Annotated in this window: 15 protein-coding genes and 1 pseudogene; 4 read left to right on the top strand and 12 right to left on the bottom strand. The window is 58.7% G+C overall.

The window, feature by feature from the left end:
• Positions 1–30 precede the first annotated feature (30 nt).
• The 7 genes and pseudogenes from BN1936_RS04180 to BN1936_RS04215 all read right to left on the bottom strand — a co-directional run bounded on the left by BN1936_RS04180 (position 31) and on the right by BN1936_RS04215 (position 16,841).
• On the bottom strand, positions 31–3,549 hold the full coding sequence (locus BN1936_RS04180; protein WP_049686729.1) for an autotransporter outer membrane beta-barrel domain-containing protein: 3,519 nt from the start codon (positions 3,547–3,549) through the stop codon (positions 31–33).
• Positions 3,550–3,840: 291 nt separating this feature from the next.
• Positions 3,841–7,338: an autotransporter outer membrane beta-barrel domain-containing protein gene (locus BN1936_RS04185; RefSeq protein WP_049686730.1), complete on the bottom strand. Its 3,498-nt coding sequence runs from the start codon at positions 7,336–7,338 to the stop codon at positions 3,841–3,843.
• A 1,552-nt stretch (positions 7,339–8,890) separates the two neighbouring features.
• Positions 8,891–11,434, bottom strand: a pseudogene (locus tag BN1936_RS11880) (autotransporter outer membrane beta-barrel domain-containing protein).
• 184 nt (positions 11,435–11,618) lie between these two features.
• Positions 11,619–12,398 carry a hypothetical protein gene (locus BN1936_RS04200; protein ID WP_022444729.1) on the bottom strand — a complete coding sequence of 260 codons (780 nt, stop codon included), beginning with the start codon at positions 12,396–12,398 and terminating at the stop codon, positions 11,619–11,621.
• 764 nt (positions 12,399–13,162) lie between these two features.
• Positions 13,163–14,548, bottom strand: coding sequence for a C4-dicarboxylate transporter DcuC (dcuC, locus tag BN1936_RS04205; protein WP_022444728.1), 1,386 nt, complete (start codon positions 14,546–14,548; stop codon positions 13,163–13,165).
• A 23-nt stretch (positions 14,549–14,571) separates the two neighbouring features.
• Complete coding sequence (locus BN1936_RS04210) at positions 14,572–15,699, bottom strand: porin (RefSeq protein ID WP_022444727.1); 1,128 nt, start codon at positions 15,697–15,699, stop codon at positions 14,572–14,574.
• Between the two features lie 179 nt (positions 15,700–15,878).
• The gene (locus BN1936_RS04215; RefSeq protein ID WP_022444726.1) at positions 15,879–16,841 is read right to left on the bottom strand and encodes a LysR family transcriptional regulator; all 963 of its coding nucleotides are present in this window, start codon (positions 16,839–16,841) and stop codon (positions 15,879–15,881) included.
• A 202-nt stretch (positions 16,842–17,043) separates the two neighbouring features.
• Here BN1936_RS04215 and BN1936_RS04220 point away from each other — a divergent pair, with 202 nt between their 5' ends.
• Positions 17,044–18,531, top strand: coding sequence for a lyase family protein (locus tag BN1936_RS04220; protein WP_022444725.1), 1,488 nt, complete (start codon positions 17,044–17,046; stop codon positions 18,529–18,531).
• Positions 18,532–18,618: 87 nt separating this feature from the next.
• Entirely contained in the window at positions 18,619–19,302 is a 684-nt protein-coding gene (locus BN1936_RS04225; protein WP_053101806.1) for a YczE/YyaS/YitT family protein, read from the top strand.
• Positions 19,303–19,576: 274 nt separating this feature from the next.
• Here the strand turns inward: BN1936_RS04225 and BN1936_RS04230 are convergent, their stop codons facing one another.
• From BN1936_RS04230 to BN1936_RS04250, 5 genes are all read right to left on the bottom strand, one after another.
• Positions 19,577–21,337 carry a carboxylesterase family protein gene (locus tag BN1936_RS04230; RefSeq protein WP_049686731.1) on the bottom strand — a complete coding sequence of 587 codons (1,761 nt, stop codon included), beginning with the start codon at positions 21,335–21,337 and terminating at the stop codon, positions 19,577–19,579.
• Positions 21,338–21,484: 147 nt separating this feature from the next.
• The gene (locus BN1936_RS04235; protein ID WP_053101808.1) at positions 21,485–22,429 is read right to left on the bottom strand and encodes an ABC transporter substrate-binding protein; all 945 of its coding nucleotides are present in this window, start codon (positions 22,427–22,429) and stop codon (positions 21,485–21,487) included.
• Positions 22,430–22,496: 67 nt separating this feature from the next.
• Positions 22,497–23,249: an ABC transporter ATP-binding protein gene (locus BN1936_RS04240; RefSeq protein ID WP_053101810.1), complete on the bottom strand. Its 753-nt coding sequence runs from the start codon at positions 23,247–23,249 to the stop codon at positions 22,497–22,499.
• On the bottom strand, positions 23,249–23,998 hold the full coding sequence (locus tag BN1936_RS04245; RefSeq protein ID WP_022443622.1) for an ABC transporter permease: 750 nt from the start codon (positions 23,996–23,998) through the stop codon (positions 23,249–23,251). The genes BN1936_RS04240 and BN1936_RS04245 overlap by 1 nt, the downstream gene beginning before the upstream one ends.
• Before the next feature lie 98 nt (positions 23,999–24,096).
• Positions 24,097–24,852, bottom strand: a complete 756-nt coding sequence (locus BN1936_RS04250; protein WP_022443623.1) for an NADPH-dependent F420 reductase — start codon at positions 24,850–24,852, stop codon at positions 24,097–24,099.
• 199 nt (positions 24,853–25,051) lie between these two features.
• Here BN1936_RS04250 and BN1936_RS04255 point away from each other — a divergent pair, with 199 nt between their 5' ends.
• Together BN1936_RS04255 and BN1936_RS04260 are read left to right on the top strand one after the other, a co-directional pair.
• A complete protein-coding gene (locus BN1936_RS04255) occupies positions 25,052–25,279 on the top strand; it encodes a type II toxin-antitoxin system RelB/DinJ family antitoxin (RefSeq protein ID WP_022443624.1) in 228 nt (75 codons plus the stop codon).
• A gap of 69 nt (positions 25,280–25,348) precedes the next feature.
• Entirely contained in the window at positions 25,349–25,882 is a 534-nt protein-coding gene (locus BN1936_RS04260; protein ID WP_022443625.1) for a type II toxin-antitoxin system antitoxin SocA domain-containing protein, read from the top strand.
• Positions 25,883–25,924 lie beyond the last annotated feature (42 nt).

The following is a 25,924-nucleotide window of genomic DNA, read 5'->3' on the forward strand; positions in this document are numbered from 1 at the left end:
GGACTCAGCCCGGAACCCTTTTCTCCTCTCTCAGAAGAGGATCTTCGCGCCGACAAACGCCCCGGCGTTCCAGTAGCTGTGGGATCCGGCCTGATAAAGCGCCGCGCCCCAGAGGTTCACGTTCTTCGAGACCTTCCCCTCGATCCCGAACTTCACTTCGCCGAAGTTCCGTGTTCCCTCAATCCTATCCTTCACGCCGTCATAGACCACACCGAAGTTCTTCGTGTCGTGGTACCAGTTAAGCGTCAGGTACGGCTTGATCGCTCTGCCCGTCTTCGGGTTCGTGAAGAGGTGGTACGCGGTCGCGCCGATACGGGGCCTGACGTTCCCGGCCCCGGTCCCCTGAACCGTGAAGTTCTCGGCGTCGACATGTTCATCGGCGCGGACTCCCATGCGGATCACCTGAGCCTGGAGCTGGAGCCGCGTCGCGTTTTGGGTTCCGCTCGCGCTCACCCAATCCTTCAGCCCAAACGTGTAGCCCGCTTCAAGAGACCCGGTCCAGCCTTTCGAGTGATACTCCTCTTCGGCTGCGCTGCTCGCGTGGACCTTATCCGTGAAGTGCTGGTAAATCATCCAGAGATCCGCGTACGGTCCGGTCGCTTCCGGATTGTCATTCATGTAGATCGCGTAGAAACCGGCGGAATAGCCGGAGAGCTTTCCTTTCGATGTGAGCCCGATGTCGCTTGACCGTGTCTTCGTGCTCTGATGCGCGTAGCCCGCCATGAGACCGACGTGGAACCGGTGATCACCGGAACCGGGCCACGTGACGAGGTCACCGCCCACCTGCACGACACCGTACGTGCCGCGGTTCGTGAGCTGGCTATCCGTCATCGTCGTGTAGTTCTTGCCGCCCTGCATCCGGATCCAGACGTTACCGGACTTCTTCTGACTCTTCAAGGCGTCCGAGTACCGCGTCTCGCCCAGGCGGTCATAAAGCGACGTCGTAAAGAGCGTGTTCGACGCGAGCATATTCGCGGCGTAGCTTCCGAGCTCCGGCTTCACATAGTGAATAGTGGGATCTGTCGGATCTACTGCTGGAATGACATCCGGCTGCGCGGGATCGGGATCGTCATCGGTTTTCGGAAGAATGATCTTCGACGCGTCCGGATCCCTCTGACTCGTGAGGTACCAGTCGCTTCCGATCTTCTTCAGCTCATAGATATAAGCGCCGGCGGTAAGCCGGTTCGATTCCGGTTTCGTGAAGACCGCGTCCGAATTTCCGCCCACCTGGACCACCTTGATCCCTTCAATCGTCTGGCTGCCGTAGCCTGACACCTTCGTGAACACGAGGTTCGCGGTGCCGGACGTATTCCCGTTCACGACGATCTTGTCGTGCGGCGACGTATCACCCTGGAGCACGGTGCTCATGTTCACGGTGCCGCCGTCAGCGGAGTAATCCCCGTCCACCGTAAGCGTGGTGCCTGCGAAGCCAGTCGACGGAGCGGCCGGGAAGTTGATCGTACCGGAAGACTGCTTGAGACTCGTGACTTCGGAAGTTGCGGCGATATTCCACACCGCGGACGCGTCCGTGAATTCCAGATCCGTCGTGCCGCCTGAAAGCGTTGAGGTGCCGTTCCAGGTGCCGCCGAGCGACGTGGTCACCGCGGCGCTGTCAGCGGACGAAAGATTCCCATTCACCGTGGTGCCGGGGTAAAACATTTCCGTCACCTTGGTGCCGGTGCCGGTAGCCGTCACATCACCATTCAGGGTCGCGGTGTCCCCGAGGTAGACCGCCGCGGTCGCGCCGGCAGACGCGTCAACATTACCCGTGAGGACGGTTTCACCCGAGCCCATCAGATAGAGCACCGTTTTATCGTCTTTCGCGGTAAAGTCGCCGTCAACCTTCACCGTATCCGTCACCCAGAGCTCACCGAAAGCGCCGCCCGAGAGATTCATGTTGCCGGTAAAGGATCCTGTGCCGCTGCCATTAAAGTTCCAGGTCGACGGAATGCCGCCGCTTGACGTACCTGAGACGTTTACATCCCCTGACATCGAGGCAGCGCCTGAGAAGGTTCCGTAAATGTGACCGCCATCCGTCACGGTCGACGTGCCTTTATAAGCCGTGTTCTCATAAAGGGTCAGCGTGTTCAGGCTCCGGGTAAAATCGTCAGCGTCCGCTTCATGCCCAGGCGCAACCCCTTGAGCGGAGAGATCGCCGGTTATTGTCGAATTTCCTGAAAGCATCATACCGGCTGAGGCACCATTGGTGACCGTCAGATTCATAAGAGCCTTCGCGGTACCGGCCTCCTGAATGCTCATGCTGCTGTCATCCCCGTCAACCGTCGCTTCTGACGTTCCGCCGTTGAGCGACGTGTAAGCCGCGTCACTGTATAGCCCAATGTAGGTTGCGCTGGCGCCCGAGGTCTTTATCGTATCGGCCTTCAGGTAAGAACCCGCTCCGGTTTCATAAATTCCGACACCGGACTGATTATCCGCGATGACATTCCCGTTCACTCTGACGCCAGTTGCTATCTCAGAGCTATTGATAGAAACCGAGCCGTTATCAGCCCAGATTGCGTAACCATTCGCCTGATTGAGAACCTCAATCGGGCTGTTTTGCGCCTGGATCGTGACACCGCCTTTACCGAGCGCCCCAATCGTGGGGTTTACGGCTGAGTTATTCAGTACCTGAACCCCGGAGCCATTCGCGTCAAGAGAGGTCAGGGCAACTGTGCCATTATCAGCGGCTACGGCTGCGCCCGGATTGTTCTGAACCTTCACGCTGCCGGCCTGAAGGGCAACAAACCCCTCCTGTGTAGCCATTACCGCGTACGGAGTATTTGCTCCCGTGCTTTCAACAACAACACTCCCGCCCGCACCGGTCTGACCGGAACCAAAAAGATCCACTTCACCGCCGGCCTTGGTATAAATGGCGATGTTTCCGGAAGAAATCGTGGTCTTTGAAGCCCCCCCGATACGAACCGTAACATTGGAACTCTCCGTTTCGATACCGTAGTCTGCTGCGGTTATCGAGGCTTCGCCGCCAGAAAGCGTGAGGAGAATACCGCGGTCAATGGTTGCGTAGTGTGACCCCGACGAGGCCTGAAGACCGATTCCGTCGGACACCACAGTCAGATCGCCGCCGATTGTGCCATCGATATTGTTGTTATCGGACGCCACGAACGCGCGGGTTCTCGCGGTAATAGACACATCGCCAGACACCGCAAGGTGCACGCCGCCGGTCGTCGGGTCTTGCCAGGCAGAAGTCCCCGCTGTAGTACCCGTGCTGATCGCGTCACCGTTCCGCCCGGTCTCACCCGTTTCTCCGGCTGTTGTCGTATTGGAAACCGTGAGTGACTTGAGAGTCAGCGTAATGCCGGACGACGGATCAACCCCATCTCCCGGTATCACCGGAGTCAAGCCGACGATTGTTTCGCCCGTATCGTCCGTGTACGTCACAGCCGCGTCCTGATCCGGCTGATCGATGGATGTTGTAATCCGATCGTAATTCACCGGATCCGCGGCCGCCGCGCCTGAAGCGGCGAGGAGCGCCGCGGCGACCGCCAGCGCCACCACATGTCGTTTCGCGCACAGTTTCTGCTCTGTCATGGTTTCCCTCTCATTATCAGAATCGGACCGAACGGAACCGGTCCCTTGCTTTTTGTCCCCGCTCAGTGCTGCGGCTGAACAGGCGGAATGAGTCATGGTCTTTCAGCTGAAGAACGCCGATCTGTAAACCGCGGCCAGGTGTGGGTCGGAAGACATTCCGGAATGAGCCGCTCTTTGGCTGGAAGACTGATAAACGTAAAAAGGAGGCATCAAACGAAATAACCAATGTGCCTCCTTTTCTGAAGGGGTATGGGCGTCCGGGAATCCAGACGCCCTCACCCCTTGCCTAGGTCAGAAGAGCACCTTCGCCCCGATAAAGGCCCCGGCGTTCCAGTAGCTGTGAGAGCCAGCCTGGTAAAGCGCCGCACCCCAGAGGTTCACGTTCTTAGAGACCTTCCCTTCAATCCCGAACTTCACTTCGCCGAAGTTCCGGGCGCCCTCGATGTGATCTTTCACACCGTCGTAAACCACGCCGAAGTTCTTCGTGTCGTGGTACCAGTTGAGCGTCAGATAAGGCTTGATTGCGCGTCCCGTCTTCGGGTTCGTGAAAAGGTGATACGCGGTCGCGCCGATACGGGTGCGGACGTTTCCGGCCCCGGTTCCCTGAACCGTGAAGTTCTCGGCGTCGACATGTTCATCGGCTCGGCCCCCCATGCGGATCACCTGAGCCTGGAGCTGCAGGCGTGTGGCGTTCTGCGTGCCGCTCGCGCTCACCCAGTCCTTCAGCCCAAACGTGTACCCAGCTTCAAGAGACCCGGTCCAGCCTTTCGAGTGGTAGCTTTCTTCCGCGGCGTTGCTCGGATTCACCTTATCCGTGAAGTGCTGATAGAGCACCCAGAGATCGGCGTACGGACCCGTCGCTTCCGGTTTGTCATTCATGTAGGTCGCGTAGAACCCGGCTGAATAACCGGAGAGCTTGCCTTTCGATGTAGTCCCGATCTCACTCGAACGCGTCTTCGTGCTTTGATGCGCGTAGCCGCCCATGAGACCGACGTGGAACCGGTGGTCACCGGAACCGGGCCACGTGACGAGGTCACCGCCCACCTGCACGATGCCGTAGGTACCGCGGTTCGTCAGCTGATCGTCGTACATATTGGTGTGGTTCTTCCCGCCCTGCATCCGGATCCAGACGTTCCCGGACTTTTTCTGGGATTTCAGAGCGTCTGAGTACCGCGTTTCGCCCAGGCGGTCGTAAAGCGACATTGTGAAGAGCGTGTTTGAACCATAGAGGTTCGCGGCGTAGCTTCCGAGCTCCGGCTTCACGATGTGCGTGTTCGGATCAGTGGGGTCGGTAGCCGGCAGAATATCCGGCAGCGGATCATCCCCGTTTGCCGAGTTATTGGACGGATCGTCAGACGGATTGTCCGCGGGATCGTCATTGGCATGCGGAAGAACAACCGCCGGCGCGTTCGGGTCTCGCTGGCTCGTGAGGTACCAGTCGTTGCCGACCTTCCTCAGGTCATAGATATAAGCGCCGGCCGTGAGGCGGTTCGAGTCCGGCTTCGTGAAGACCGCGTCAGACGTTCCCGCCACCTGGACCACCTTGATGCCTTCAATCGTCTTGCTGCCGTAGCCTGACACCTTCGTGAACACGAGGTTCGCGGTGCCGGACGTGTTCCCGTTCACGACGATCTTGTCGTGCGGCGAGGTGTCGCCCTGAAGCACCGTGCTCATGTTCACGGTGCCGCCGTCAGCCGAATAATCGCCGTCGATCGTGAGCGTTGTACCCGTGAAGCCCGTTGAGGGCGCTGCCGGGAAATTGATCGTCCCGGAAGACTGCTTGAGACTCGTGACTTCGGAATTCGCGGCGATATTCCACACCGCGGACGCGTCCGTGAATTCCAGATCCGTCGTGCCGCCTGAGATCGTCGATGTGCCGTTCCAGGTGCCGCCGAGCTGAGTCGTCACCGCGGCGCTGTCGGACGATGTGAGGCCCCCGTTCACCGTGGTGCCGGGATAAAACACTTCCGTCACTTTGGTGCCGGTGCCAGTGGCCGTCACATCACCATTCAGGGTCGCGGTGTCCCCGAGATAAATCATGGACTGAGCGCCGGCCGAAGTATCAATATTCCCGGTCGTCACGGTTTCGCCGGCCGCGACGTAGTAGAGGAGCGACGTATCATCTTTCGCGGTGATGTCCCCCTTCACCTGCACCGAGCCTGAGAAGGAAAGCGATCCCCAGGCCCCGCCTGAGATATCCACGTTTCCGGTGTAAGACCCTGTGCCGGTTCCGATCACGCTATAAAGGGACGGCGTAACGTCGGACGCCTTGCCGCTCACCGTGGCATTCCCTGTCATGGTCGAGGCGTCGCCAAAGGTTGCGTTAACATGACCGCCCGCCTCAGCCTTCGAGTCCCCGGTGAAAGCGCTGTTACCGGTCATACTCAGCGCAATGACGCTCTTATCCATATCGTCACTGACACCGGCATCCTTGTCTATCACGCCCGTTGCGTACAGATTGCCTTTAAAGGTCGAATTCCCGGCAAGTGACATCGAGGCGGAGGCTCCCTCGGTCGCCGTGATATTCGCGAGAGCGGAGGCTGTATCCTGCTCCTGAATCACAAGGTAGCTGTAGTTTCCGTCAATCGTCACTTCTGACGTCCCGCCGCTGAGCGACGTGTACGCCGCGTCGTCATGCAGCACGACATAGGTCGAGCTGTCACCGCTGGTGGCGATCTTATCGGCTTTCAGGTAAGAACCCGCGCCGGTTTCATAAATGCCGACACTGCTTCCATCATCATTGGTGACATCGCCGTTTACCCGAACACGGGTCGCCATCTGAGAAGGATTAATGGCAACGCTGCTCGCATTCAATGCCTTGATAGACGCGCCATTCCCCTGATTGAGAACCTCGATGGGGCTATTCTGAGCCTGGATCGTGACCCCACCCTTCTGCGCAGCATAGATAGTGGGGATCTGATAATCGGGGTCTTCTGCGGGGCTGGAGTTATTGAGTACTTGAACTCCAGTGCCAGTCGCGTCAAGAGAGGTCAGAGCAACAGTGCCATTCACAGCAGCCACCGCTATAGTTTCAGGAGCACTGTTCTGAACCTTCACGCTACCGGCCTGAAGGGCAACTATTCCCTCCTGCGTAGCCATGACAGCGTAAGGGGTGCCTTCATTCGTGCTTTCAACGACAACACTGCCGCCCGCGCCGCCCTTCCCGGAGCCTAAAATATCCACTTCACCGCCGCCCGCGGTATAGATGGCGACGTCTTCAGAAGTAATCGTGGTCTTGGAAGCCCCCTCAATTTTCACTGTAGCGGACGAATTATCCGTTTCGATACCGTATCCCGTCGTGGTAATCGAGGCTTCACCGCCATTAAGCGTGAGGAGAATGCCGCGGTCAATGGTCGCATCGTGTGTGCCAGCCTGGGCCTGAAGACCGATTCCTTTGGAATCTATGGTCAGATTGCCGCCGATCGTACCGTCGATATTGTTGTTAAACGCCGCCTGGAGCGCATGGGTTCTGTCTGTAATAGACACATCGCCTGACACCGCGAGATGAACGCCGCCGGTTGTCGGATCCTTCCATTCGGAAGTCCCCTGGGTAGAGCCTGTGCTGATCGCGTCACCGTTCCGTTCGGCCGAACCGGTATGGCCTTCTGTTGTCGTATTGGAGACCGTGAGTGACTTGAGTGTCAGCGTAATGCCGGCTGACGGATCAACATTATTTCCAGGCACCACAGGAACCTTTCCGACGATGGTTTCATCCGTGTCGTCCGTGTACGTGACGACCGCATCCTGATCGGGCTCATTGATGCTCGTCGTAATCCGATCGTAATTCACCTGATCCGCGGCCGCCGCGCCTGAAGCGCGAGGAGCGCCGCAGCAACGGCAAGCGCGACTGCCTGTCTTCTTGCGTACGGTTTCTGCTCTGTCATGGTTTGCCTCTCTTATAAGTAAGGATCGGTTCTGTCGGAACCTGATCCGATTTCTGTTCCCGTGCCGGTTAACCGCGCTGACACCGGGAAATGGTTAAAAGGCCTGCAAGTCAGTCAATCCGCCCCGCGCGAGGGACTCTCAGAACCCCGATCCGCGAAACATGGCGTTCTGCGGAATGTTCGGAATTCTTAAAGATCCAAGGCGCGTAAAAATTGCGTAAATAATTACAAATTTCAATTCGATATTATCAAATAGCACACTATTTGTAATATCATGTAAGGCTTTTTGGGTAGTTAACCCCATTAATTTGTTGCTTTTACGCTACAGATTGAGACAACTGAAGAAAAACGCTCCCAAAACCCTTAGTGACAAATACGTAGTGAAAAGACCCACTGCGGGTATTTTTCTGCCATGAGGATTGGGAAAGACCGCCGGTTCTGAGGCTTCTTCGGCTGAAAAGCCTTGGAGACCTGAGGCGGAAACGGGATTTCGCCGCGATGTAGGTGCCGAAAGTCCGGGCACCAGGGCGAAGGGAGGAAAGGATGGAGGCGGGGCTGCCGCCTGAGATCAGCGACGCAGCATCGACTGTGTCAGCATGGATCTCATGGAACCCGGTGAGCCGGGTGGAGCCTGAAGCCGCCGCGTGACGCGCGGCAGCGGCTGTCGTTTGAGACAGTCTGATGGTATCTGTGTGTCTCATGGTTTTCTCGTTCTTCTCGTTCTTTTTATCTATCTGGCTTTGTTTTTCATGAACGCTGACACCTTCTGACAGCCTCCCTCCGGTCCGCGTTCCGAAGGGGTGATTTTTGCTTCACAAATTTTGAAATCTGCCATTATTCTTGACAATATTTCATAACCGCGAGCGGTGTCAGTAACACTGAAAATAAAACCTTCTTTTATTGCATTATTTTCAAAATATTCCAATTTTTCAATACCAGACGCCTATTTATGGTATTAGCCCTTACTGCATGAAGATTTCGAAAAACTTTTATTTGTGTTTCACAAACGATAAGAGTTGACAGAAGTTAACGTGACAAGTTGACAATAATTTGTGAAAACAGCGGATACCTGAAATCATTTCCCCGTGAGTTTCATCATTCGTTCAAAACCTAAGTCTTACGGGGGAGATTGAGAGTTCTCCGCACGCCGCGCTGAACGGCGGTTCCAGTCACACCGCGGCGGAAATTCAGGAAGGCGAAGTTAACAGCTGCCCCGCTTTTCCGTAATCCCGGAAAACCTGAAATCGGCGCTCTCTAAAAAAGCGGAAATCAGACTGAATCTATCGTTATCCGTCGGCAAAAGATCGGAAAAGGGAATAAAAATCCGATTTATCTCTTCTTCCTCTCTCAAAAACTCTGAGACATCGCCGATACAAAAACACCGCGGGGAAAATCAGACCCCCGCGGTGTTCATGTGACGCTTCCCTGAAGCCTCGGAACGACTTCAGACCTCAGTCTCAGAAGAGCACCTTCGCGCCGATAAAGGCTCCGAGGTTCCGGAAGCTGTGGCTTCCCTGCTGGTAGGCGGCAGCGCCCCAGAGGTTCACGTGCTTCGTGACCTTCCCCTCGACCCCAAGCTTCACTTCGCCGAAGTTCCGGTTTCCTTCGATCCGATCCTTCACGCCGTCGTACACCACACCGAAACTCTTCGTGTCGTGGTACCAGTTGAGGCCGATAAAGGGTTTGATTGCCCGACCGGTCTTTTCGTTCGTGAAGAGGTGATAGACCGTGGCGCCGACGCGGGAGCGGACGTTCCCGGCTCCGGTGCCGGCCACCGTGAAGTTCTCGGCATCCACGTGCTGATCAGCCCTGACACCCATGCGGATCACCTGAGCCTGGAGCTGCAGACGCGTCGCGTTCACCGTGCCATCCGCGCTCACCCAATCCTTCAGCCCAAACGTGTAGCCCGCTTCAATGGATCCGGTGAAGCCCTTCGAGTCGTAGGACTCCTCAACACTATTGCTCGGATCGACCTTGTTCTTGAACTTCTGCCACATGAGCCAGGTGTCAACGTACGGACCGGTGCCCGCCGGAGCGGCGTTCATGTAGGTCGCGTAGAGACCGGCGGAGTAGCCGGAGACTTTGCCTTTCGACGTCACCCCGACTTCAGAGGACCGGGTCTTTTCACTCTGATGGGCGTAACCCATCATGAGACCCGCATGGAACCGGTGGTCGCCGGAGCCAGCCCAGGAGACAACGTCGCCGCCTACCTGCACGAGACCCCAGTCACCGCGGTTCGTGAGCTGGTCATCCATCATCTTCGTGTGCGTCTTTCCGCCCGCTGTCCGGATTCAGATGTTCCCGGAATGCTTCTGGCTCTTCAGCGCGTCCGAGTACCGCGTTTCACCCAGACGGTCGTTGAGCGTCATAGTGAAAAGCGTGTTCGACGCGAGGAGGTTCGCGGCGTAGCTCCCGAGCTCCGGCTTCACAATGTGAGCGGTCGGATCGGTGGGATCCGTGGGCAGCAGGATATCCGGCTGCTCTGGCGTATCCGGGTTATCCGGCGTGTCCGGAGTATCCGGAACGACAGGAAGCGGCGCGTCCGGGTCACGCTGACTCGTGAGGTACCAGTCTTTCCCGACTTTCTTCAGGTCATAGATATAAGCACCTGCGGTGAGGCGGTTCGAGTCCGGTTTCGTAAACACGGCGTCTGATGCGCCCTCCACCTGAACCACCTTGATGCCTTCAATCGTTTCACTTCCGTAACCCGAGACCTTCGTAAAGGTGATCGTCGCGGTGCCGGTCGCGTCCCCCTTGATATCAAGTTCATCATGCGCCGAGGTATCCCCCTGCAGGACGGTGCTCATATTGATCGCGCCGCCATCAGACGAATAATTCCCGTCCACGGTCACCGTGGTGCCGGTGAAGCCTGAGGCCGCGGCCGGGAAATTCACGGTGCCCGCGCCCTGGGTGAAATTCGTGAGTTCAGAGTCGCGCGTGACATTCCACACCGCGTTCGCGTCTATGAATGTGACATCTGTCGTGCCGCCGGAAACGGTCGACGCGCCGTTCCATCTGCCATTCATCGAGGCCGTGATCGAGCCGCCGCTTTCAGACACGAAGTCACCATTCAGAGTAGGAAACTGGGCGTCCTGGCCAGAGAGGTAATAAGTCACCTTGCCGCCCGACACCGCGTAAACGTTACCGTTTTCCACGGATTTTTGCATGATTAGGCCGGTCATCGTACCGCTGTTCGACGCGGTGAGGTCACCATTGATGACTGCGTTCGCCCCACTGCCAACCATCGTTACTGAGGGCGTCCCGTCGAGTTTCCCCACGCCGTCCGACACCACGTTACCCGTAAGGGTACCGTCGTCCATGACGTAAACCGTGTTCTTCGCGCCCTCTTTCGTGTACTGATTGCCGTTGACCTGGCCATGTCCGTTGATATACGTGTACGACTCCGAGGGGATTCTTGTGTCGTAAGCAAAGCCTTCCCCCGTGATGGTGGTATCGCCATTCCGGATACCATAGTCATCTGAATGGAAACCGCCCACAGCGCCGTTCGAGACAACGCCATCCGCGTTGATCGTGGAGTGGCCCATTGCGATCATTGAGAGGATGCTTCCGACCCCATCCGCAGCCGCCTGGGTGTTCCCCGTGCCATCGCGGTTCGACCACGTGCTCGTTCCGAAGGTCTCAATGTCAGAGATACTTCCGTTCGTAAGCTTCAGCGTATCGGCATGGACAAAACCATCGCCGCCGATGGTAAGGCAGATCTGAGAGCCGTTATCCACGAAGATATTGCCGGTAATCTGCGCCGGGATCCCGTTTCCCATCTGCATCATAATAGCGCCGTGGTTCTTGATATCCATCACGGTGCCTGCAGCATCCTGATTCTCAATAATGACCGGAGCGCCGTAAGTAATTAGATCCATGACCGCCACTCTCGCGCCGGAGTCCTTCTGATCTTCCGTGAGTCCCACAACAAGGGTCGCGTTATCCGCCGACTTATTCCGGATCGTGATGCCGCCCGCATTACCATCGGCGGAGATCGTCATGTGATCGCTTCCCCGATGATTCACCACTGCGGAGCCCGACCCGGTATTCTCAATCGTGACGGAATCAGCCCAGATATCGGTGCGGAGATTCACGCGGGCCGTGGTTTCAAACGCGGGGCCGACATCCACTGTCGCGGCGGATCCGCCGCTTTTCAGCGTAATGGTGCCGTCAGCCACCAGCGAGTCACCGTTCTCGTTCGGTCCCCGGACCGAGATCCGTCGCGCCGTTCACCGAGCGGAGCGCGCTGCCGGTTTCCGATGTAATCACGTAGTCGGATGCCCCGGAGAGGCTGACACTGCTATTCATACCTGACGCGTAAACCGCGTCCCCTGCCCCTTCGGCTTTAATTGTCGCTTTCCCGCCATTCAGCGCGAGATTCACGGTCTGGGCGGTGTTCTCTCCGGCAGTGGCTTCTGTCACCGAAATAGCCTCTCCTCCAGTCGACTTCAGAATGAGATCGCCGCCGATCGATCCGGTGATTCCCGAGCGGTTTCCCGCGGAAATTGCCGCGGTTCTTGCGGTTACCGACAGATCCTTCGCGGTGGTCAGCGTGATGCTGGTGCCGGGGAAAGCCGGATTCGTCGCGATGCCGCCGCCGTTTTTGTCGTACGTCGTGTAAACCGGTTCCTGGGTTACCGTTCCGTCGGATCCTGTGACATCTTTCGTGCCGGTCTGGATCTGGACAGTTCCCGCGGTGGTCAGATTAACAACGGTGAGAGAGTTCACGTTCACCGTCAGCGCGTCCGCTGACCCCGGTTCTACCGGCGCATAGATGATGTCGGTATTTGCCGTATTGTCCGTATAGGTGACCGTGACATCAGCCGCTGAATTATCAAGCGTTGACGAAATTCGGGGGGGAGTTAAGGGTGCCGAGTTCGCGGCGGATGCCATCGCGAGCAGCGCGGCAGCCACAGCGGCAGTGACCGCCTTTCCTGACAGTCTGACGGTTTCTGTGTGTCTCATGGTTTCCTCGTTCTTATGGATTAAATGGTTTTGACTCTTCAAACTTCTGCCCTTCCTGCCCGGTTCCTTCCAGCTGTGTGATTCTGGAAGCACGCGCACCTCACATATTGAATTCCTGTCAACCTCGTCTGCGGTTGATTGACAAATCAAGAAGGGTAAAGATCACGTAAATAACGTTATCCTTCTGAAATTATTTTCCGCATATGCTGATTTTGCAAAGTTTTAAGAAGATTTTTTGCGCATAAACAACACTACTTTTTTATTGATTTTTATTTTCTGTGTTAGATAAAAACATCTGTCAACCAAAGTCAACTTAACAACTTATCAGGTTATGGAAAGCGATTTGTTCATGGTTAGATTTAACTGGTTGATGAAATTGAAAGCCGGCAGACTACGCCTTATAGATAAGGCGAATCATTCCTATTACGGACTCGGATCCCCGTAATGAATTCAGCAAGAACGGAAATGCGGTTTCCCAATCAACTTCACGCAACCCGACCCTCTGAAACGTAGAGAAATGCGCCTGCAGAGCTGCCCGATCCCGCACAAAAAATAGAAAACGGTTTTTTAAGTCCGGATTTAATAACGGCAAAGCGAGAGGAAAGAAACGGGAGCTGAAACCCGCTTCCCTCCCCCCGGCACAAAAAAAGCCGGAGCTTAGGCTCCGGCAGGAAGAGAAAAGGAAGCGGATTCCGACTTCAGAAAAGTTGCATTTCCAGGGAATCCCCTTCTGACTCCAAAGGTTCTGGATGGTGTTCTGATCCTCAGAAGAGAATCACGGTCGCGGCGAGTGCCACAATGAGCCCCGCGAAGCACGGGATCCAGGTGCGGCGGACCACGGCAAGCGGCGACACCCCGGCAAAGCCCGCGACAATAATGATCACGCCAGCGACAGGCGACACCGGGCGGAGGAATTCACTCGCGAGCTGCAGCATCATGGCGAGCACCGTGGGGTCGCCGCCGAACCCGGCCGCCACCGTCGGCGCGATCGGGACGAGCCCCGTGAAGGACGCGACACCAGACCCCGTGAGCACCGTCACAATGCCGATCACGGCGGAAAGCACGAGACCCGTGCCCATCATTCCGAACCCCGCGGACTTCGCAGCGTCAATCATGAGACCGACAAGACCCGCGTTCTTCAGACCATCCGCGAAAAGCGCCGCGACAAAGATGAGGCCCACCACGCTCTGCATCATGTGGCCCATGCCCTTGAACATCGCGAAGCCGTCCTGGAAGCACGCCTGGAGGTTCCGGCGGTGCAGGAGGTCAACGAGAATCCCGAACACCCAGCCGATGAACATCGCGATCGCGACATCAAGCACCACGGTCTTATAGACCATCTTGTTAAAGATGAAGAGAAGGACAAGCGGCACGAGCGGAAGGAGCGCGTAGTACCCGGGGAGGTTCGCCGCGCGGCGGGTCTTTTCCTCAACCACCTTCGGGTCGATCGAGAGGAGCGACCCGGTCGCCTTATCGCGCTTATCGAGGTAATTCTGGACAATCACGTGAACCACGGCAGTGACAAGAATCGCGGGAATCGCGACCGGCAGCTGATACTGGATCAGGTACGTCATCGGGTCGACACCCGCGGTGTGAGCGGAGAGCACCGCGATCGCGGAACTCGGTGCGTAGCTGATCACGAGGACACTGCCGATCACGGCGGCGGCCGCCACCCCGGAAATCCCGATACCGATAAGAAGCTGGTAGACCGACACCGCGAGCAGCATCGCCATGCCGGCGGCGGACGTCACCACGAGCCCGAGGAAATTCCCGAGAATAAAGACCGCGCCCATGATGAGGTACGGGTTCCGGAGCCGCTGAAGGGGTTTCAGGCAGACGGCAACCAGTTTATCCGTCGCCCCGATCTGATCCATATAGGCCGCGAAGCCGCCCGCGACGAGAATGATGAAACCGGTCGTCGCCGCCTGGTGGCGGGAAAGCGCGGAGAGGAGCCCGACGAGGTCAAAACCGATAAAACCGGTGCCGTGGGCGCCCTTTGGCATCAGATCGGTGACGCCTCCGAGAATCGCGATGAGGTTCAAGGCGATGCCGGCGAAAAGCAGAAGAATATTCACCTGCAGCTTCTTCACGATTCCGACGCCAGTCAGAATCACGACGAGAAGCGCGAGATACGGCATGATGTCATGCATGACGAGTTATCTCCGATAAGAAATCAGAAACGGTGAACGATGCCGGCTGAGAGTTCCGTGCCGGTGAGGTTCGAGCGGTCAAGAGTGTTTTTCAGATCCTGGCGGACCCAGCCGAGATCCGCGTAGAGGTCAGTGCGCTTGGAAAGCGCGTAGTCGTAGCCCACGTGGGCGGAGTAGCGGACAACGTCTGTCGTGTTCGAGCCGTCCCCCTCACCCTTCGCGTAGCCCGCGCCGACCTTCGCCTTGCCGCCGAACATCGGCCACTGGACCGCGGCAAGGACTCCGAAACCGTTGTATTTCTTCCCGGCCCCTGAGCTGATCCGCGTCTGATAGTCGGAACCCACCGAATTAAAGGCGCTGTGCTTGAAGTACTGAGCGTAGATATAGGGCTTGATGAAGCCGAAGTCGTAGTTCGCGGCGAGGTTCACGGTCCAGGGATCGTCATAAAGCTTCGAATCCGCCGTGTTCAGGTGAATCATGTCGGCAAGCGCGAGCGCCGTGAGCGCGCCCTGCTTATAGCGGACAGCGGCCGCCATCATGCGGTCCTTATCATTCATCCCGGTCCCTTCCTGCCCCGACATCGCGAACGAATACTGCGCGTGGAACGTGAAGCCGCGGTAGTTCGGGGACGCGTAGGTGACGGAGTTATCAACCGTCAGGTAATTCTCCGTAGTGATGTATTTGAGGCCCCCGATAAAGTTACTCATCAGCGTTCCGAACGGATACATCACGGTGCCAGCGAGCGCGGTGGATCCGACCGGGCTCTTCAGCTGGCCCGTCTTGCCAACCGTCACGCGGCCATACCGCCCGGACACCCAGAGGGACGACTCACGGGCCCAGAACGAAGAGTCCTGGAGCGTGCCGTCATCCGCCTTGAACTGATCCTCGAGAATGAAGCCGACTTTGTTCCCGCTCCCAAGATCCTCAACGCCTTTCAGCCCAAAGCGGGAGCCGTTTCTCTGCCCGCTCTTCAGCTGGAAAAGGGCCTTGCCGTCATTCGCGTTCGACGCGTCGCCGGACGACCGGGAAACAGAAAGCCCCATATCGACGAGGCCATAAAGCGTGACGCTCGGCGCGGCGAGCGCCGGGGCGGACACGAAAGCGGCTGAAGCGGCGGCAGCGAACGCCGCGGTGAGCGCAGTGCGGTTCATAAAACTCTCTCCTTAATTCTGGGTAGCTGAAGAATCGTTTTTCTCTTCCGAACGACCTAGTCCGGATGCTCTTAAGGATCGAGTATTTCCCGCTTTGCAACAATGGCAATCGGATTAAAGTTTCTTTGTAAAAAAGAACAAAACCGCGCGCGATGGTGAACGGACGCCCGATTTCCGCTCTACTCCATCACATTCCGAATCACTTCGGCGCACTCAGCGAGGAGCGGCTCCACATTCGCGCGGTACTCATCAATAAACGTACGGACGCGCTTCAGTTTCACGAGGTCGGGGCGCGTGTAGATGTAGCAGTCCTGCCGGGGATAGCTCCAGTCGCGGAGCACGGGGACGAGTTCCCCTTTCGCGAGCTCCCGGTAACAGTGAAGGTCCCCGAGATCCGGAGCGATGCCGGCACCGATCAGCGTCGCGGACTTCGCGGAGAGCGCCGAGCTGAAGACGATATCCCGCTTAAAGCGCACCGCGCGGTGCTCGCTCCCCCGCGTCAGCTGCTGCCCCACGGTGCCAAGCCTGAGCGGACTCTTAAACCGGATTCCCACGTGATCCGCGAGTTCCTCAGGCGTCTTCGGCATCCCGTAGCGGGCGATGTAAGTGGGCGACGCGCAGCAGATGAACCCGGCGTCTCCGTACCGGATCTGGACGAAGTTGGAGTGCGTGGGGTCGGGGCCGTACGACATCACAACGTCGAGCGACCCAGCGGGGTACGAGAAATCGATCGGGATCCCGCCGAGATACTCGCTCACCTCCAGCTGAATCTCCGGGTACCGGCGTCCGAACGAGACGAAAAACGGCATCAGGAACCCCTGAAGGAGCGCGGGCGGCACCCCGACCCGGAGCACCCCCGACATCGCGTTGGTGTTCGCAGCAAGGCCCGTCACCAGCTGATCATGAAGCGTAATCATCTTTGTCGCATAGTCCAGCGCGAAGCGGCCGTTGTCCGTCAGGGTGAGCGGGAGCGAACTCCGGTCAAAGAGCGAAATGCCGCCGAGCGACTTCTCGAGCCCCGACACGATGCGGCTGATGCTCGGGGCATCCATCTCAAGCTCCGCACTCGTTTCCGTGATGCTTCCGGTCCGCGCCACCGCGGCAAACACTTTCCAGCTTTCAAGATTGAGATCGCGTTTCATGTGAGGGAGTCCTTTTTCAGCCCAATGCCGCCCGTTTAAGTCCCGGTGAGTGTCCGGCCGTTGCCCTCGATTGTAGAAAAAAGCAAATTCTTTTTGCAATACTTGTCATAGAAGACAAAACAAATCTTCTCCATACTGTCCTCAAACCCGGGCGGAAAGACCCGGTGTCAGACATCGTGAATTTTTGGATAAGGAGAACAGCATGGCGCTTGGCGTACCGTCAGTCGGCGAAGCCGGAAAGAAAGCGGATCTGGAGCCCTGGAGCGGGACACCCCCGCGGGACGAGTTTTATTGGCTCTCCGAAATCAATAAAGCCACCTTTGTGACGAATACCGCGGCGGGGCTCCTTGACCGGAAGTCGGTCGGCGCCTGGTGCGAAGCGCAGGAGCGGGTGATCAAGGCGGGGAACACCCCCGGGAATCCGCGCCCGAAGATGTATGTGAGGTACGAACCCCTCCTCATCAAAGAGGCCGGGATCGAGGTGACGCTTATCCACGCCGGGCGCTCGTCCCAGGACATGCATGCCACGTTCCAGCGCGCGATGATCCGCGATCAGATCGTGCGGATTATCCGGAACCTCAACGCGGCGCGCTCGGCCCTTCTGAAACTTGCCGATCAGAACCGGGACACCATCGCCCCCTGCTACACAAACGGCGTCGCGGCGCAGCCGAACAGTCTCGGTCACACCTGGCTCGGGCACCTCGAGGGGTTCCGGCGCGATATCGAGAACCTGAAGGAATTCTGGGCCCGTCTCAACCTCTCCCCGATGGGAACCACCGTGCTTAACGGCACTCCATGGCCCCTTGACCGTCATGGGATGGCAAAGCTTCTCGGGTTTGAGGGGATCATTGATAACGCGTACGACGCGGGGCAGATCGCGGGGACGGACGTCGCGATTGAGGCGGAGCTGAAGCTCGTTGAGCCGCTGCTGCACGTCACGCAGTTCATTCAGGACGTGATGACGCAGTACGCGCAGTCGCGTCCCTGGATCCTTGTCTCCGCCACTTACGCCTCCACCGCGATGCCGCAGAAGCGGAACCCGGGAGCCCTGATCGATGTGCGCCGCGACGCGAATGAGGTGCTTGGAGAAATCTCAGGCGTCATTTTCCGGGCCCACGATCTCGCCCCTGGGATGTATGACGCGAAGGATCAGCGAAGCAACGCGACGCTCCTCTCTGACGCGGCGTCGGTCTTTGACGCGTTTGGGAAAGTGATCGGGCTCCTCAAAGTGAACCCCGACCGGGCGCTTGAGGAACTGAATCTCGACTGGACCGCGAGCCAGAATATCGCGGACGTGATGATGCAGGCGTTCGGGATCCCGTTCCGGGAGGGACACCACTATTCCTCTGAACTCGTGACCTTCGCGAGAGCGCACGAATACACCCCGCTCACGCTGCCGTATGAAGCCGCGAAGTCGTTCTACGAAACGATGGTGAAGAAGGAAGGACTCACGCATATTCCGTCCGAATTTCCGTTCTCGGAAGCCGCGTTCCGGTCGCTTCTCGACCCGAAGTCAATCGTGGAAGCCCGGCGGTCCGAGGGCGGTCCGCAGAAGCCGGAACTTGATCGCCTCTTCAAAGCGGCGGAACAGTCGCTCGACCGTGACACCGCGTGGCTGGAATCGAAAGTGAAGCTCCTCCGGGACGCCGAAGCGGAGCTCGACTCGGCGTTCAAATCGCTTGAAGGGTAGTCGTCCACCCTTCTCCCATCCTCTTAGAATGGTCAGGTCCGCGCGGTCGTCCTGCTGGAACCCGCGCGGGCGATTCGGAGAAAGAGGTTGAATTCAGAAAAGTTAATTGATTACGGGAAGCGCTGGGCGCTTCTCGCGCTCGGCATGTTTGTCGCCGCGTCCGGCATTTCTTTGATTACGCAGACGCATCTCGGGACCACTCCCATCAGCTCCCTCCCCTACACCATCACCGGGCTCACGGGACTCACCTTCGGCACCACGACCTTTATCGTGAATGTCATGTTCTTTGTGATTGAGTGGCTGCTCCTGAAGAAACGGGGCGTCTTCCACGCCTTCATGTGCTTTCAGGTGCCGGTGGTCTTTGTGTTCAGCGCGTTTATCGATTTCACGATGACACCGGCCGCGGCCGTGATGCCCACAGGCTACATCCCGCGGTTCATCGTGAGTTTCCTCGGGAACGCCGTGCTCGCGCTTGGGATCGTGATGCAGATTCATTCGCGCACGATCGTGCAGCCGGGCGAAGGCATTGTGCTCGCGGAGTCTGTTTTCTTCCGTCACCCCTTTGGGACCATGAAAGTGGTGAACGACTGGTCGCTTGTGATCATCGCGTGCATCGTCGCTCTCCTCTTCACGGGCGGCATTATCGGGGTCCGTGAGGGGACCTTTGTCTCGGCGCTCTGCGTCGGGCTTTTCGCGAAGCAGTTCCTGAAACTCTGGCCGATGCCGAAGGCACCGGAACCCTGCGTCGCGGAAGAAAAGACGATGGCGTGAAGCGAAAATTGTCTGAAGCCCCGTCCGTAAAGGCGTGAGCCGCCCCAAAACGCTCGGCTCACCCGCTAGAATAGATCCTGAGCAGTCGGCTTTCTTGTGTGCAGTCGGCTGTGTCCCAACCGCCTGGTTTTCTGGGTTTAACCGCCCTGAGAGTCAGGCGGTTCCTGTTTTCTGGGGACCGGGTCCGATCCTCCCCCGCTTCAAACCCAGAATGGAAAAAGGGGCGTCCGCGCTGGATACCCCTTTCATTTGAACTTCTCTGACGCTCGGACTCTTATGCCGCGTCGTCTTCAGACGCCGGGATATCGGTTTTCGGCACCGTGCCCGCGAAAAGATCATTCGGGACGCCGAATTTCGCTTCGAGCGGCTGACTCCAGGCGTAGCCGGAGAGCACATCCCAGATGAGCTTCGCCTTCGCGTCCGGCGTCACAGTCTGATCGTCATCCATCTGACGGAAAGTGGACGCGAGATCGACACGCGAGGGCTCGGTATCCGCCCACGCTTTCGTTCGGTCGGCATCGAGCACGAGCGCGTTTCCGGTTTCGCCCCACGGAGCCCAGGTAACGAGGTTTTCGCCGTTCGGGTTTCCTGTGCGGATGAAGTTCTTCACGTAGGAGCGGGTGATCGAGAGGAGCTCCTGACCTCCGGCGGTCCGGACCGCGCCGCCATAGCGGGCGCCAAAATTTTTCGAGGGACCGAAGATAAAGGCGGACGGGACGTCTGACGCTGATCCGTGGAGCGTCTTCGCGGTCGCCCCCACCACCGCCTCATCATCTCCCCAGCGGAAGATCCCGGCGAACACCTGATGGTTCCCGAAGCGATACGCGCGGTCCGCGGCTTCAGCGGTGTTCGCCCAGAGCATCAGGCTGTTTCCGTAGCGGGACGCGAACGAGAATTCAGCTTGAGAGGCGGGGTTCGTGAGGAGGCTCGAATCCTTCACCGCGGCCGCGAAGTACGGGTCGCGGGACACCAGAGCGTTCGCTTCGGACGCCCCGGATAGCAGCAGCACCGGGAAGTCACGCGACGCTTTCGGGTCCGGGGGACCGGCTCGATCGAGGCCAGACGCGGGAAGGAACGCGCCATCCGCGAAGAGTCTCGGGTACGCGGTGTCACGGATCGGAGCGCCGCGCGTGAGATTAAGAATCCGGGAGGTTTCAAGAGTGGATAGCCAGCGGCGGACTTCAGCGCTGTCTGCCCCAATCCACTTGGCCGCGAGCCCCACGGTGCCGGCCTTGCGGTCTTCAAACGCGAGGCGGGCAAGGCTATCCGCGTCGATTCTCGCCGCCGGATCGGGCTTCGTTAACGCGCCGCCCCCGGAAATCACGATCGCGCGGCTGAAGAGGCCGGAAAAGACCGGGCTCCCGATCACCGCCATCACGTCGCGGCCCGCGCCGGACGTCCCGACAAGGGTCACGGAAGACGCGCTCCCGCCGAATTTCGCGATGTTCTTTTTCACCCAGAGGAGCGCCTTTCGGGCATCGAGGAGCGCGAAGTTCCCGGAATTCTCGAGCTTTGTCCCGTGCCGCAGCGCGGGAAGCGACACAAAGCCAAAGAGCCCGGGGCGCGTGCGGGCGACGACGACCACGGCGTTTAATGCCGCGGAAAGCGACGCGCCGTCGATCGACGCATGATCCGCGTCACCGTCGTACTTCCCGTCCTCAAGCGTAAACACCACGGGGAGGTTTGAAGCGCTCCCCTCAGGCCGCCAGATGGAGAGCGTGAGCGGTGTTCCCGAGGTTCCCTTGGGGGCGCGGTTCCCGAGGAAGAGCACCCGGTCGCGCGCCGCGGGCGCTTCAGGCGCTTTCCAGCGCTTTGCCCCGACCGGCGTCTTCGCGTACGGAATCCCGATATAGGCTTCGGCGCGCCGACCAGCGGCCTGGGACCCAACCACCGGGCCCTCTGTCGTATCGACTGTCAGCTCGCGATCCGGAAACGCCCCGCGAAGCGAGCACTTTCCGAGCACAGTCGAAAACACGGGCACGGATAAACCGGCCAGTGTCGCTGCGGCGGAAATAAGAAATGCGCGTCGCTTCATAATGGGAAAATCCTGATCAAAAACCGATAGCGGGATGCGTTCGAAACCTTGAGAAATGGATTATCCGCCGGCAATAAAAAACCTTCCGGAGGGAAAACCCCCGGAAGGCTCGTAAATCTGGATCTCAAAAACCCTTAGTTACGCGTGTTACTTCATCGCGCCCGGAAGGATCAGAGACTTTACGTTCACGGGATGCGCCATCAGACGGGATTCCACGAGGAACTTCTGATCGGCTTCAAGGCCCTTGATATCGGTCTGCGTGAGAACGTCGTAATAGTGAGAACGGCGGGCGAGCGTCTCCGCCTGGCTCACGCTGATCCCCTGCTCTTTCGCGCCGATCGCGATCGCTTCTTTCCAGTGGCTCTTGATCCACTTGAGAGACTCGCGGTTCACCTTCACGATCGTCGCGAGCGCTTCAGGAGATTCATCCGCGAACCCCTTACGGGCGGTCATCACGAGGTTCACATCAACAAGGCCTTTCGCCGTCGTGAGCACCCGGCAGCCGGATTCCTCCGCCTTCACCACGGCACTCGCGGCAAGCAACGCCGCGTCAACGCGCCCTGACGTCACCGCGGCGAGCGACTCCGGAATCCCCATGGAGATGAACTGGGCGTCTGTCGCCTTCATCCCGTTCTTCGCGAGCGCAGCGAGCAGCAGCTGCTGAAGGACGGTGCCGCGCGGTCCCGCGACCCGCCTCCCCTTCAGGTCCTTAATCGATTTAATGGAGCCTGACTTCACGACGATCGCGAAGTTTTCCGAGGGGTGCGCGACACCGGTCGCGATCTGGACCGGGTTCCCCGCGCCGTTCGCGAGAAGGAGCGACGCGGTGTTCATCACGGCTGAAACGTCGACCGACCCCGCCGCCATCGCCTGGCTCTGCTGGGCACCGGATGTGATCGTCTTCCAGTTCACCTTCACGCCATCCTTCGCGAACGCCTTTTCAAGGAGCTTCTGATCCTTGATCACCATGTTCTGGAGATTGAACGGCGCCTTCACGTAGACGATATTCACTTCTTTCGGCATCTTCGCTTCGGCCGCGCCGCAGGCAATGACAGCTGAAATCGCGATCGCCGCCGCTTTGATGAAATTCATAGTGTCTTAGCTCCTCTTTGAAACAACGGACCTTCTAATCTTTGAAGGGCCCGGTTTATCCGAACTGCTATTTAATATCTTCTTTTTCGCCCGTAAAAAACGTTCCGTAGATCCGGTGAGAGAGCTCACCAGCTCCCGGGGTGGCGAGTGACCTCGGGGAAGGGAACGGCACCGCAAAAGATTCATCGATCACGCCGCCCCGAAGCCTCATGATGGTGCGGGAGAGCATCACGGCTTCGAGCACATCATGCGTGATCAGAAGCACCGTCATCCGGCGCTCGCGCTGCAGCGCCTGGAACTCCTGATAGAGCACGGTGCGGGTGAGCGCGTCGAGTGCCCCAAAGGCTTCATCGAGCAGCAGGATGTCGGGCGACTGCGCGATCGCGCGGGCGAACCCAGCCCGCTGCGCCATGCCGCCCGAAAGTTCCTTCGGGAAGGCGTCCGCGGCGTCACTGAGCCGCACAGCCTTGAGCGCCTCATCCGTCCGACGCCATTTTTCCGCGTCCGGCAGCTCCCGCACCGCGAGCGACACGTTTTCCCGCACGGTCATCCAGGGGAAGAGCCGCGGCTCCTGAAAGACGACCGAGATCCGGGGCGGGGTATCGGGTTTCCCGGGGTTCGTGAACCGGATAGAACCCGAGTCCGGCGTCTCGAGCCCCGCGATCATCCGAAGGAGCGTGGTCTTTCCGCAGCCGCTTTCACCGATCACAGCAGTGATTTCCCCCGCCGCCGCGGTAAACGTGAGACCATCCGCCGTTACGACGCGGCCCCGGTCCGACGCGAAGGCTTTGTTCACGTGATCCACTTCAATCGTCCACATCAGACGGCCCTCCCGACCCGGCGTCCCACCGCCTCAAACGCGGCATAAAGCACCCGGTCCGCGATCACGCCCACCACGGCGATCGTGATGATGCCGACAAAGACGGTATCCGTCTTCGCGAACTCGGCGGAATCGCTGATCAGGAAACCGAGACCCGAACTCGCGGCGATGAGTTCGGCGGTGACAAGCGCCCGCCAGCTGTAGCCAAACCCGAGCCGGAGCCCCGTGAGAATCCCGGGGAGGGACGACGGAAGCGTGAGGTAGTGAAGGCGCTCGGACTTCGTGAATCGAAGGAGCTTCGCCGCTTCCTCTAACTTCGGATCTACCGCCTTCACGGCGGTCACGACATTCATGTAGATCGGGAAGAAGCTCGCGAGAAACACAATCGCGATCTTCGGCGCTTCATCGATCCCGAGCCAGAGGATCAGAAGCGGAATGAGGGAGAGCGGCGGGGTCACGCGGACCGCCTCGAGAAGCAGGTAGGAAACCCGCGTCGACACCCGGGACCGGGCGTTCAGGAGCCCGAGCGCGAGCCCGAGCGCTGCCGCGATCGCGAACCCTGCGAGCGACCGGAAGCCTGACGCGAGCGTGTGATACAGGAGGTCCCCCGAAACCGTGAGACTCACAAAGGAATCCCACACCGCGCCCGGTGTCGGAAGCAGAATCGCCGGCACCCGTCCCGTATAGGACAGTCCCGCCCAGAGGGCGAAGAGAATGAGGGGCAGCGCGAGATATTGGAGCCAGCGCATCAGTGTGGAAAATAGGACTCAGGTTAGGACCGAACGCGATCCATTATAGGAGGCGCTTTTGTCTCTCCGCACCCGCCGTTCGGGGGAGTCTGGTCACCTTATGGCGCAAACGGTTCCTCATGCACGCCGCGGTTCATCCGGATCACGGCCTCGTGCGTCGGGTTCGGCCCGAGCCCCGCGAAGCGGCTGTAGAGCGAATCCCGTACGAGAGGTGCCCGTCCTGGAACCGCGCGGGCAAGCGCCGCCTTCATTTCATCCGCCTTCCAGTCGCAGCAGTAGGCCGGTGTCCCCGGCTGCTGACGCCAGGAGTCTTCAAGGAGCCCGTCATCCACCGGATCAAAGCCGGCTTCTGACACAAGCTTCATCGCCGTGCGTTTCGCGGTGTCGTTGTCGCCCGCCACCGCGGCGGCGAGACGATTCGGGTCGCCCGGGAGCCGGCCGCGCGTCGCAAGCGTATCGGCGAGCACATTATTAAAGGCCTTGATCACCGGGTGATGGAGCGTTTCCGTTACCCAGACACTCTCCGGCATCCCCTCATCAATTTCCTCAATATGGGGGTCCCGAAGATCCGGGTAGTAATTGCCTGTATCAATCACCGGGACCGCGGCGGGGAGACTGGTGAAGAGATCCACAGGGAGCTTCGCGATCGCGGGCAGCGGGATCGCGAGAATCACGGCGTCGACATCGGCCGCAGCGCCAAAGACATCCGTCGGGATCGCCCCGATCGACGCGGCAAAGTCCTTCACCGCGTCCGCTCCGCGGGAATTCGCGACCCGCACCGTGTGGCCGGACGCCGCGAACTTCCTCGCGAGTGTCCCGCCGATATTTCCGATTCCGATGACGCCGATTTTCATGATGACGTCTCCATCCTTTCTGTAGATCAGAATTCCATTGTGACCCTGATTGGGGAATTCCGTGAGCTAGGTATCTTTACTGATCAAAAAGCCCTTCCAAAGTCGTAGACCGCACTTATAATTCGCCGCACATTTAAATTAACGATAACAAGGGTTTTGCGTTATATCGGCGCAATTCCGATACACGGAGTTTTTCACCATGCCGAATCAGCCTGTCAATGTGACTTTCTGGCTCGACCCTAAGGTCAAAGCTGAAGCGGACGCGCTTTTTTCTGAAATGGGGCTGACCCTCAACACCGCGGTCAGCATGTTTGTGCGGCAGTCGATCCGGGACGGCAGTTTTCCGTTCCGTCCGACCGTGGCACCGGCAAAAGACGCCGAAGCGGCGGTGACAGAAGCAAAAGCGGCTGCCCCGAAGAAGGCCTGACAGAAGCATTGCCACCGCGCTCTGAGAGAAAATAGAGCCACTCTCACTCTCTCTTCTCTCCTCCTCGCGATGATTAATCCAGAAAAGGCTTTCCACGCCGCCGGATTCCTCCTATGGAAAGCGGGCGGTGAACTCGACGCCGGCCGTGTCTCGCGCCTTCTCTATCAGGCGGAGCGGGCTTCGCTGCTGACTAACGGGATGCCGCTGACCGGCGACCGGTTAATGGCGTTCCCTGAAGGCCCAGGGCTTGAAACGATGTCCCGATGGCTCGAAGGCCGCGATTCATCCCTTGAGGATGCACTCCTCAGGCGGGACGGAGCTGTGATTTCTCTTCGCAATAAAGCCGCGCCGGACCGGGATGGCACCGAATCCGTTTTTGATCTGCTTTCTGAAGCGGAAACCGAGATTCTGGAGCGCGTCCTGAAAGCCCCGGAGTCCAGGCTGCCGCCCGAATGGCGGAAGCCCGCTCGTCAGCCGGAACCTATTTCAGTCACGCGTCTCTTTCTCTCAAACGGCAGAACCGAGGCGGAAGCCGCTGCCGCTGAGTCGCAGCTGAAAGAAATGTCTGATCTCGACACGCTGCTTCGCCGGTACACGGTGTAAGAGAACGAAAGAGGGACGCCCCGTTTTATCCAGAAGCGTCCC

The organism is Dakarella massiliensis (assembly GCF_001182045.1).
GTDB lineage: Bacteria > Pseudomonadota > Gammaproteobacteria > Burkholderiales > Burkholderiaceae_F > Mesosutterella > Mesosutterella massiliensis.

Coding starts and splice junctions, on each gene's coding strand:
- BN1936_RS04215 (WP_022444726.1), bottom strand. CDS start 16,841: ATGAAACGCGATCTCAATCTTGAAAGCTGGAAAGTGTTTGCCGCGGTG.
- BN1936_RS04260 (WP_022443625.1), top strand. CDS start 25,349: ATGATTAATCCAGAAAAGGCTTTCCACGCCGCCGGATTCCTCCTATGG.
- BN1936_RS04255 (WP_022443624.1), top strand. CDS start 25,052: ATGCCGAATCAGCCTGTCAATGTGACTTTCTGGCTCGACCCTAAGGTC.
- BN1936_RS04200 (WP_022444729.1), bottom strand. CDS start 12,398: ATGAGACACACAGAAACCGTCAGACTGTCAGGAAAGGCGGTCACTGCC.
- BN1936_RS04220 (WP_022444725.1), top strand. CDS start 17,044: ATGGCGCTTGGCGTACCGTCAGTCGGCGAAGCCGGAAAGAAAGCGGAT.
- BN1936_RS04245 (WP_022443622.1), bottom strand. CDS start 23,998: ATGCGCTGGCTCCAATATCTCGCGCTGCCCCTCATTCTCTTCGCCCTC.
- BN1936_RS04240 (WP_053101810.1), bottom strand. CDS start 23,249: ATGTGGACGATTGAAGTGGATCACGTGAACAAAGCCTTCGCGTCGGAC.
- BN1936_RS04210 (WP_022444727.1), bottom strand. CDS start 15,699: ATGAACCGCACTGCGCTCACCGCGGCGTTCGCTGCCGCCGCTTCAGCC.
- dcuC (WP_022444728.1), bottom strand. CDS start 14,548: ATGCATGACATCATGCCGTATCTCGCGCTTCTCGTCGTGATTCTGACT.
- BN1936_RS04180 (WP_049686729.1), bottom strand. CDS start 3,549: ATGACAGAGCAGAAACTGTGCGCGAAACGACATGTGGTGGCGCTGGCG.
- BN1936_RS04250 (WP_022443623.1), bottom strand. CDS start 24,852: ATGAAAATCGGCGTCATCGGAATCGGAAATATCGGCGGGACACTCGCG.
- BN1936_RS04230 (WP_049686731.1), bottom strand. CDS start 21,337: ATGAAGCGACGCGCATTTCTTATTTCCGCCGCAGCGACACTGGCCGGT.
- BN1936_RS04235 (WP_053101808.1), bottom strand. CDS start 22,429: ATGAATTTCATCAAAGCGGCGGCGATCGCGATTTCAGCTGTCATTGCC.